The organism is Coprococcus sp. ART55/1, assembly GCF_000210595.1.
Taxonomy (GTDB): Bacteria; Bacillota; Clostridia; order Lachnospirales; family Lachnospiraceae; genus Coprococcus; species Coprococcus aceti.
The window spans coordinates 1,046,600-1,055,512 of sequence record NC_021018.1; the positions used below are offsets into that span (position 1 = coordinate 1,046,600).

Sequence of the window (8,913 nt, forward strand, 5' to 3'; positions counted from 1 at the left end):
TCAAGGCCTAACGACTTAAAGAAGATGAAATCACTTCACGGACTCACAAGAACACTTATCCACAACATGGTAGTAGGTGTTACAGAGGGTTACAAGAAGGAGCTTGAGGTTAACGGTGTAGGTTACAGAGCTCAGAAGCAGGGTAATAAGCTTGTTCTTGCTCTTGGTTATTCACACCCAGTTGAGATGGTTGATCCAGATGGTATCGAAACATCAGTTGATGGAAACAAGATCATAGTAAGCGGAATCAGCAAGGAAAAGGTTGGTCAGTACGCTGCTGAGATCAGAGAGAAGAGAGCACCAGAGCCATACAAGGGCAAGGGTATCAAGTATGTGGATGAGACTATCAGACGTAAAGTTGGTAAGACTGGTAAGAAATAATAAAGGAGTGAGATAAGATGATTAATAAAGAATCAAGAAGCGCAATTCGTGTAAAGAAGCATATGCGTGTTCGTAATCGTTTAGCTGGAACAACAGAGAGACCACGTTTAGCTGTATTCAGAAGTAATAATCATATGTACGCTCAGATTATTGATGATTCAGTTGGTAAGACATTAGTAGCAGCATCTACAACAGAGAAGGCTATTAAGGATGAGCTTGAGAAGACAAATGATGTTGATGCAGCAGCTTACGTTGGTAAGGTTATTGCTGAGAGAGCACTTGAGAAGGGTATCAAGACTGTTATCTATGATAGAGGCGGTTTCGTATACCACGGTAAGGTTCAGGCATTAGCAGATGCAGCGAGAGAAGCTGGTCTGGAATTCTAGTAAGGAGGAAGAACAACGTATGAAGCGTGAAATAATTGATGCAAGTAAGTTAGAGTTAGAAGATAAAGTTGTTGCCATCAAGCGTGTAACAAAGGTTGTTAAGGGTGGACGTAATTCTAGAGTTGCAGCTCTCGTAGTTGTTGGTGATAGAAATGGCCACGTTGGCGTTGGTGTTGGCAAGGCAGTTGAGACTCCAGAAGCTATCCGTAAGGGTAAGGAGGATGCTGCAAAGCATTTAGTTACAGTTCCTGTAAATGAAGTTGGTAGTATCCCTTACGACTGGAATGGACAGTTCGGCAGTGCTTCAGTTCTTCTGAAGACAGCTCCAGAAGGTACTGGTATCATCGCTGGTGGTCCTGCTCGTAGCGTACTTGAGCTTGCAGGATATAAGAACATCCGTACAAAGTCCTTAGGATCAAACAACAAGCAGAACGTAGTTCTTGCAACAATCAAGGGCCTTACAGAGATCAAGAACCCAGAGGATATCGCAAGACTTCGTGGAAAATCTGTTGATGAGATACTTAACTAAGGAGGTATTAGAAGATGGCAGATAAGTTAAAGGTAACTTTGGTAAAGTCCCCTATCGGTGCTGTACCAAAGCATAGAAAGACAGTAGAGGCTCTTGGACTTAAGAAGGTTAATAAGTCAGTAGAGCTCCCAAATAACGCTTCAACACTTGGAATGGTTAAGCAGGTAAGTTATATGGTAAAGGTTGAGGAAGTATAAGAGAAGGAGGATACGCAGATCATGGATTTATCTACATTAAAGCCGGCTGAAGGCTCAAAGCACAGTGCTAATTTCCGTGTAGGCCGTGGACATGGTTCAGGAAATGGCAAGACTGCAGGTAAGGGACATAAGGGTCAGAAGGCACGTTCTGGATCACCTAGACCAGGTTTCGAAGGTGGACAGATGCCATTATATAGACGTCTTCCTAAGAGAGGCTTTAATTGCATCAATCACAAAGAGATCGTTGCAATCAATGTATCAGCTCTTGAGAGATTCGAGGATGGCTCAGACGTAACTGTTGAGACATTAGTAGAGGCAGGTATCATTAAGAATCCTCGTGATGGAGTTAAGATTCTTGGAAATGGAGAGTTAACTAAAAAGCTCAATGTTAAGGCTAATGCTTTTTCAAAGTCAGCAGCTGAGAAAATTGAAGCTCTTGGCGGAAAAGCAGAGGTGATGTAATATGTTCAAAACCTTAATCAATGCATTTAAGGTACAGGATATACGAAGAAGACTTTTATATACGTTCTTCATTCTCGTGGTAGTCAGACTTGGTAGTCTGATTACCGTTCCGGGAATAAGTGCGGATGCAATAAGAGAGTACATGCAGAATGCACTCGGTGATTCACTGAACATCTTCAGTTCATTCACCGGAGGATCGTTCGAGCAGATGTCGATCTTTGCATTGTCGGTAACACCTTACATTACAGCTTCCATCATCATACAGCTTCTCACCATTGCTATACCGGCTTTGGAAGAACTGCAGAAAGACGGAGAAGATGGTAGAAAGAAGATCACCGCTATCACAAGATATATGACAGTAGGTCTTGCTATTCTTGAGAGTGCTGGTCTTGTAGTAGGATTTGGAAACAAGGGAGTCATTGAGAATTATAACTTCTGGACAGTGTTCTGCATCGTAGTCATTCTTACAGCAGGAAGTGCTATAGTAATGTGGCTTGGTGAGAGAGCAACAGAGAAGGGGGTTGGAAATGGTATATCAGTAATCCTTCTGATAAACATCGTTTCAACAATGCCAAATGACTTCAAGAATTTATACACACAGTTCATGAAGGGCAGAGACTTTGTAAGATTTACACTTGTAGGACTCATTATCCTTGCAGTTGTAGTTCTTACAGTAGTATTTGTATGTGCACTTCAGGGCGCAGAGAGAAAAATTCCTGTACAGTATGCCAAGACAGTAAGAGGAAGAAAGACGATGGGCGGACAGTCCTCTCATATCCCACTTAAGGTCAATACTGCAGGTGTTATTCCGGTCATCTTTGCATCATCCATACTGTCTGTTCCACAGATCGTAGTGAATCTGTTCAACATCAAGACATCTGGTGTAGGAGCAAAGATAATCCAGGGTATGAGTCAGGGCTACTGGTTTAACAGATCTTATCCTTGGGCATCGATCGGTTTGATCGTATATATTTTACTTGTGTTCTTCTTCGCATATTTCTACACAGCGATCACATTCAATCCAATGGAGATTGCCAACAATATGAAGAAGAGTGGCGGTTTTGTCCCTGGTATAAGACCTGGACAGTCAACACAGGATTACCTTAATAAGATTTTAAACTACATCATATTTATAGGTGCTGTAGGACTTATCATAGTAGCATGTATACCAATGTTCTTCAGTGGTTTCTTTGGAGCAAATGTTTCATTTGGAGGAACATCACTTATCATCGTTGTAGGTGTTGTTATAGAGACAATTAAGAATATTGAGTCACGTATGCTGGTAAGGAACTATCAGGGATTCCTTTTAGACTAAAATATGACGTGGCAATAAACACGAATGGGAGTGTGCCGTATAGTACACTTCCTATTCGTGTATTATAGAGAGAATAGTATTTGATAAGAATGGGAAACGTTCAAAAAAATGGAGGTTGAATATATGAAGATAATCATGTTAGGCGCACCGGGCGCAGGCAAGGGAACACAGGCAAAGATGATCGCTGCAAAGTACGGCGTACCACATATCTCAACAGGAGATATATTCAGAGCGAACATAAAGAACGGCACAGAGCTTGGTGCAAAGGCAAAGGAGTACATGGATAAGGGACTTCTTGTACCAGATGAGCTCGTTGTCGACTTGGTAATAGATAGATTCAAGGCTGATGACTGTGCAAAGGGATATATCCTTGACGGATTCCCAAGAACTATCCCACAGGCAGAGGCACTTGACAAGGCACTCTCAGCAATCGGCGATTCAGTTGATTACGCTATCAATGTTGAGGTACCTGATGAGAATATCATCGAGAGAATGTCAGGCAGACGTGCATGTGTAGGTTGTGGAGCAACATACCATATCGTATACAACCCAACAAAAGTTGAGGGCAAGTGTGATGCATGTGGATCTGATCTCATCCTTAGAGACGATGATAAGCCAGAGACAGTAGAGAAGAGACTTAATGTATATCATGAGCAGACACAGCCTCTCATCGATTACTACAAGGCAAAGGGCATCCTGAAAGAGGTTGACGGAACCGTAGATATGAAGGATGTATTCGCTGCTATCACTGATATATTAGGTGAGTAAATATGAAGGGTATTTCCATAAAATCCCAGGAAGAGATTGAGCTTATGAGAGAGGCTGGAAGAATTCTGGCGATAACTCATGAGGAGATGAGAAAAGCATTGAAGCCGGGAATGACCACATATGATATAGATAAGCTCGGTGAAGAGGTTATCAGAAGTTATCACTGTGAACCATCATTTCTGAACTATCAGGGATATCCGGCGTCGGTGTGTGTATCTGTAAATGATGAGGTGGTACACGGAATTCCATCAAAGAACAGAGTGCTTCAGGATGGAGATATAGTAAGTCTTGATGCCGGTGTTATCTATAAGGGTTACCATTCAGACTCAGCCAGAACATATGGAGTTGGCGAGATATCTGATATGGCAAAGTATCTCATAGAGGCAACGAAGCAAAGCTTCTTTGAAGGACTGTCAGCGGCCCGTGCGGGAAATCATGTGCGGGATATAGGAATAGCGGTCGAGTCCTATGCCGATGAGTGTGGACTTGGAGTTGTTGTCGATCTGGTGGGACATGGAGTTGGAAAAAATCTTCATGAAGAGCCGGAGGTCCCAAACTTCGCAACAAGAAGAAGAGGACCGAAGCTGAAAGCAGGAATGACGATAGCGATAGAACCGATGATCACACTTGGCGATTACGAAGTGAAGTGGATGCCGGATGGATGGACGGTCGTCACCGCAGACAAATCACTGGCGGCACATTATGAGAATACAATACTTATAACAGATGGAGAGCCTGAGATACTTTCAAGGGCCGATGGAATTGAGCTGTAGATGTGATATCATATGTCGTCGTTCGTAAGCACGATGACATATTCATTATATCATGGAGAACTCATAAGTTGATTTATATATATAGGAGGATTTTTGAAAATGTCAAAAGCAGATGTAATTGAAGTAGAAGGAACAGTAGTTGAGAAACTTCCAAATGCCATGTTTCAGGTAGAACTTGAGAATGGACACAAGGTTCTTGCTCATATAAGTGGAAAGCTGAGAATGAATTATATAAAGATTCTTCCTGGCGACAAAGTTACAATAGAGTTATCACCATACGATCTTACCAAGGGAAGAATCGTTTGGAGAGATAAATAATAAAAAAATGAATTTCCCTATTGCATTTTATCAATGAAAATGATAGAATGCTAATTCGTAGCGGACTTTTTTTGAAAGGAGAGTTTCTAATGAAGGTTAGAGCATCAGTAAAACCTATCTGCGATAAGTGCAAAGTTATCAAGAGAAAGGGAATCGTTAGAGTTATCTGCGAGAATCCAAAGCACAAGCAGCGTCAGGGTTAATCAAAAAAGGAAAAGAAGTATATGGATGATAGCCCATCCGGAAGTATACTTATTTTCGTGCGTCAGTACATATATCTAATGTACTGTATTATTTAAAAGCGGCTGTGGCATACGTAGATATGCCAATACAATTATAGAAATATACAACTTAGTTGAAGTTTGCGGTGTATGCATTTCACCCCATAGCGTGTGCTATGGGATACATTTGTGGATTCAGCTTAAAAGAAGATTTTACGGAGGTTATTATAATGGCTCGTATTTCAGGTGTTGATTTACCAAGAGAGAAACGTGTTGAAATTGGTCTTACTTATATCTATGGTATCGGACTTCCTTCATCACAGCGTATTCTTAAGGAAGCAAACGTTAATCCTGATACACGTTGCGCAGATCTGACTGACGATGAGGTTAGAAGACTCAGCGAGGTTATCAAGGCAACTCAGGTAGTAGAGGGAGATTTACGTAGAGAGATAGGCTTCAATATTAAGCGTTTACAGGAGATTGCTTGCTATCGTGGTAAGCGTCATAGACAGGGACTTCCTGTTCGTGGACAGAAGACTAAGACTAACGCTAGAACTCGTAAGGGTCCTAAGAAGACTGTTGCTAATAAGAAGAAGTAATATTTATAGAATATATTTGTAAAAAACCATAGGAGGTTTAGGCTAATGGCTAAGCAGGCAACTAAAAAAGTGGCTAAGAAGCGTGTCAGAAAGAGCGTACAGCACGGACAGGCTCATATTCAGTCATCTTTCAATAATACAATTGTTACATTAACAGACGCTGAAGGCAATGCGCTTTCATGGGCAAGCGCTGGTGGATTAGGATTTAAGGGTTCTAAGAAGTCAACTCCATATGCTGCTCAGATGGCTGCAGAGACAGCCGCAAAGGCTGCTGCACCTTACGGACTCAAGACAATCGACGTATTTGTCAAGGGACCAGGTTCAGGAAGAGAGGCTGCAATTCGTGCACTCTCAGCATGTGGTATAGATGTAGTTAGTATCAAGGATGTTACTCCGGTTCCACATAACGGATGTCGTCCACCAAAGAGAAGAAGAGTTTAATTAGAGGAGGTACAAACAAGATGGCAGTAGATAGAACCCCAGTTCTTAAGAGATGCAGATCTTTAGGCATGGAGCCAATGTATCTCGGAATAGACAAGAAGTCAAACAGAAGACCAAACAGATCAAATAGAAAGCAGAGCGAGTATGGACTTCAGCTCCGCGAGAAGCAGAAGGCTAAGTTCATTTATGGTGTACTTGAGAAGCCTTTCCGTAACCTTTATGCAAAGGCTGAGCAGCAGAAGGGATTAACAGGTCCTAACCTCATGACATTACTTGAGCTTAGACTTGACAACATCATCTTCAGATTAGGCTTTGCAAGAACAAGAAGAGAGGCTAGACAGATCGTAGATCACAAGCACGTACTTGTAAATGGCAAGTGTGTAAACATCCCTTCATACTCAGTTAAGCCAGGCGATAAGATCGAGATCAGAGAGAAGAGCAAGTCTCTTCAGAGATACAAGGATATCATGGCTGCAACAGAGGGTGTTCTCGTACCAGGTTGGTTAACAGCAGACAGAGATAACCTCGCAGGTGAAGTTGTAGAGAAGCCAAGCAGAGAGCAGATCGATGTTCCTGTAAATGAGACTCTCATCGTCGAGTTATATTCTAAGTAAGATTTGTTCTTTATTTATACATTTTGTAACTTGGAGTGTAGCATTTTAAAACCCGTAAAGGAGGGGCTTAGATGTTTGAGTTTGAAAAACCAAAAATCGAGATCGTTGAGACTTCAGATGACAACAAATATGGCAAGTTTGTAATCGAGCCTTTAGAGAGAGGTTACGGTATAACACTTGGTAACTCACTTAGAAGAATAATGCTTTCTTCATTACCAGGTACCGCTGTAAGCCACGTTAAGATAAAGGGTGTTTTACACGAGTTCAGCTCAATACCAGGTGTAAAAGAGGATGTTACTGAGATAATAATGAACATCAAGAATGTCGTTATCAAGAATAACTCAGATACATTTGAGCCAAAGCAGGCATACATCGATGTTGTTGGTGAGCGCGTTGTTAAGGCAGGAGATATCAAGGTTGACGGAGATATAGAGATCGTAAATCCTGATCTTGTAATCGCAAACCTTAGTGGTCCGGACGCAAAGCTTGAGATGGAGCTTACAATTGTCAACGGACGTGGATATGTAAGCCTTGACAAGAACAAGGAAGCAGATGCACCAATTGATGTCATCGCTATTGACTCAATCTTCACCCCTGTTGAAAGAGTAAACCTTACAGTTCAGAATACACGTGTTGGTCAGGTTACTGACTATGATAAGTTAACTCTTGATGTATATACAAACGGAGCTCTTGCTCCAGATGAGGCAGTAAGTCTTGCTGCAAATCTTCTGGTAGAGCACTTGAAGCTGTTCGTAGATTTATCAGAGAACGCACGTCTTGTAGATGTTATGGTTGAGAGCACAACAGACGAGAAGGAAAAGGTTCTTGAGATGAATATCGATGAGCTCGAGTTATCAGTTCGTTCATACAACTGTTTGAAGAGAGCTGGCATCAACACAGTTCAGGAACTTATAAACAAGACACCAGAGGATATGATGAAGGTTCGTAACCTTGGTCGTAAGTCACTGGATGAAGTATTAGCTAAGCTTAAGGAGTTAGGCTTATCACTTAATCAGAACGAGGACTAATAGCAGTTCCCGTATACCACTCAAGCTGAATAATAGTAAGCACAGTGAAGACCCGCAAAGGGTATAGGAGGATAATTAAAATGGCAAAGTATAGAAAGCTTGGAAAAGCAAGCGCACAGAGAAACGCATTACTTCGTAACCAGGTAACTCAGTTACTGTATCATGGAAAGATCAAGACAACAGAGGCAAGAGCTAAGGAAGTTGTTAAGATCGCAGAGAAGCTCATCACTTTAGCAGTTGCTGAGAAGGACAACTACGATGAGGTTACAGTTCAGGCTAAGGTTGCTAAGAAGGATAAAGATGGCAAGAGAATCAAGGAAGTTGTAGACGGTAAGAAGGTTACAGTATACGACACAGTTGAGAAGACAGTTAAGAAGGATCAGCCTTCAAGACTTCATGCCAGAAGAGAGATGCTCAAGGTTTTATATCCAGTTGTTGAAGTTCCTACAGATGCTGCTGGTAAGAAGGCCGGTACTAAGAAGATCGACTTAACACAGAAGTTATTCGATGAGTATGGTACAAAGTACGCAGGACGTAAGGGTGGTTACACAAGAATCATCAAGATCGGTCAGCGTAAGGGTGATCAGGCTCTTGAGGTTATTCTCGAGTTAGTATAATCGATTGATATTATACAGATAAATAAACAGGGCTGCAGTACATAGACGTATTAGTTTACGTTCGTGTACGGCGGCCCTGTTTTTTAATAAAATTTAGTGAAATATAGAGATTTCATTGATATAGATTGGAAAGATTATGAGCTTCATAAATGTAAAAGGACTATCTCATAAATTTAATATAAAGGACAAAGACGGCAATAAGATAGGGGAGAACTGGGCAATAAAGGATGTAGATTTTCTTGCCGACAAGGGGGAGATAATCGC

General features: G+C 41.5%; 15 protein-coding genes. All 15 read left to right on the forward strand.

The genetic code is table 11. From position 1 onward, the window contains the following. On the forward strand, window positions 1-381 hold a 381-nt coding region (gene rplF / locus CCU_RS04930), incomplete at its 5' end, for a 50S ribosomal protein L6 (RefSeq protein WP_208896004.1). Between the two features lie 17 nt (window positions 382-398). Next, window positions 399-767, forward strand: a complete 369-nt coding sequence (gene rplR / locus CCU_RS04935; RefSeq protein ID WP_022216651.1) for a 50S ribosomal protein L18 — start codon at window positions 399-401, stop codon at window positions 765-767. A 19-nt stretch (window positions 768-786) separates the two neighbouring features. Beyond that, window positions 787-1,296, forward strand: coding sequence for a 30S ribosomal protein S5 (rpsE, locus tag CCU_RS04940; protein ID WP_015533792.1), 510 nt, complete (start codon window positions 787-789; stop codon window positions 1,294-1,296). A gap of 14 nt (window positions 1,297-1,310) precedes the next feature. Then, window positions 1,311-1,493, forward strand: a complete 183-nt coding sequence (rpmD, locus tag CCU_RS04945; protein ID WP_015533793.1) for a 50S ribosomal protein L30 — start codon at window positions 1,311-1,313, stop codon at window positions 1,491-1,493. A 21-nt stretch (window positions 1,494-1,514) separates the two neighbouring features. Further along, on the forward strand, window positions 1,515-1,955 hold the full coding sequence (gene rplO, locus CCU_RS04950; RefSeq protein WP_004850150.1) for a 50S ribosomal protein L15: 441 nt from the start codon (window positions 1,515-1,517) through the stop codon (window positions 1,953-1,955). Between the two features lies 1 nt (window position 1,956). Further along, window positions 1,957-3,270, forward strand: coding sequence for a preprotein translocase subunit SecY (secY, locus tag CCU_RS04955; protein WP_015533794.1), 1,314 nt, complete (start codon window positions 1,957-1,959; stop codon window positions 3,268-3,270). Window positions 3,271-3,393: 123 nt separating this feature from the next. Then, entirely contained in the window at window positions 3,394-4,038 is a 645-nt protein-coding gene (locus CCU_RS04960) for an adenylate kinase (protein WP_015533795.1), read from the forward strand. A 2-nt stretch (window positions 4,039-4,040) separates the two neighbouring features. Then, a complete protein-coding gene (gene map, locus CCU_RS04965; protein WP_015533796.1) occupies window positions 4,041-4,811 on the forward strand; it encodes a type I methionyl aminopeptidase in 771 nt (256 codons plus the stop codon). Between the two features lie 99 nt (window positions 4,812-4,910). Next, window positions 4,911-5,129 (forward strand): translation initiation factor IF-1, encoded by a 219-nt coding sequence (infA, locus tag CCU_RS04970; protein WP_004850160.1) that lies wholly within the window; start codon window positions 4,911-4,913, stop codon window positions 5,127-5,129. Between the two features lie 89 nt (window positions 5,130-5,218). Next, a complete protein-coding gene (rpmJ, locus tag CCU_RS04975; RefSeq protein WP_015533797.1) occupies window positions 5,219-5,332 on the forward strand; it encodes a 50S ribosomal protein L36 in 114 nt (37 codons plus the stop codon). Between the two features lie 248 nt (window positions 5,333-5,580). Continuing rightward, window positions 5,581-5,949 carry a 30S ribosomal protein S13 gene (rpsM, locus tag CCU_RS04980; protein WP_015533798.1) on the forward strand — a complete coding sequence of 123 codons (369 nt, stop codon included), beginning with the start codon at window positions 5,581-5,583 and terminating at the stop codon, window positions 5,947-5,949. Window positions 5,950-5,994: 45 nt separating this feature from the next. Next, window positions 5,995-6,390, forward strand: a complete 396-nt coding sequence (gene rpsK, locus CCU_RS04985; RefSeq protein WP_004850165.1) for a 30S ribosomal protein S11 — start codon at window positions 5,995-5,997, stop codon at window positions 6,388-6,390. A 20-nt stretch (window positions 6,391-6,410) separates the two neighbouring features. Beyond that, window positions 6,411-7,004: a 30S ribosomal protein S4 gene (gene rpsD / locus CCU_RS04990; protein WP_015533799.1), complete on the forward strand. Its 594-nt coding sequence runs from the start codon at window positions 6,411-6,413 to the stop codon at window positions 7,002-7,004. Window positions 7,005-7,075: 71 nt separating this feature from the next. Then, window positions 7,076-8,032, forward strand: coding sequence for a DNA-directed RNA polymerase subunit alpha (locus tag CCU_RS04995; RefSeq protein WP_015533800.1), 957 nt, complete (start codon window positions 7,076-7,078; stop codon window positions 8,030-8,032). A gap of 80 nt (window positions 8,033-8,112) precedes the next feature. Beyond that, window positions 8,113-8,649 (forward strand): bL17 family ribosomal protein, encoded by a 537-nt coding sequence (locus CCU_RS05000; RefSeq protein ID WP_015533801.1) that lies wholly within the window; start codon window positions 8,113-8,115, stop codon window positions 8,647-8,649. Window positions 8,650-8,913 lie beyond the last annotated feature (264 nt).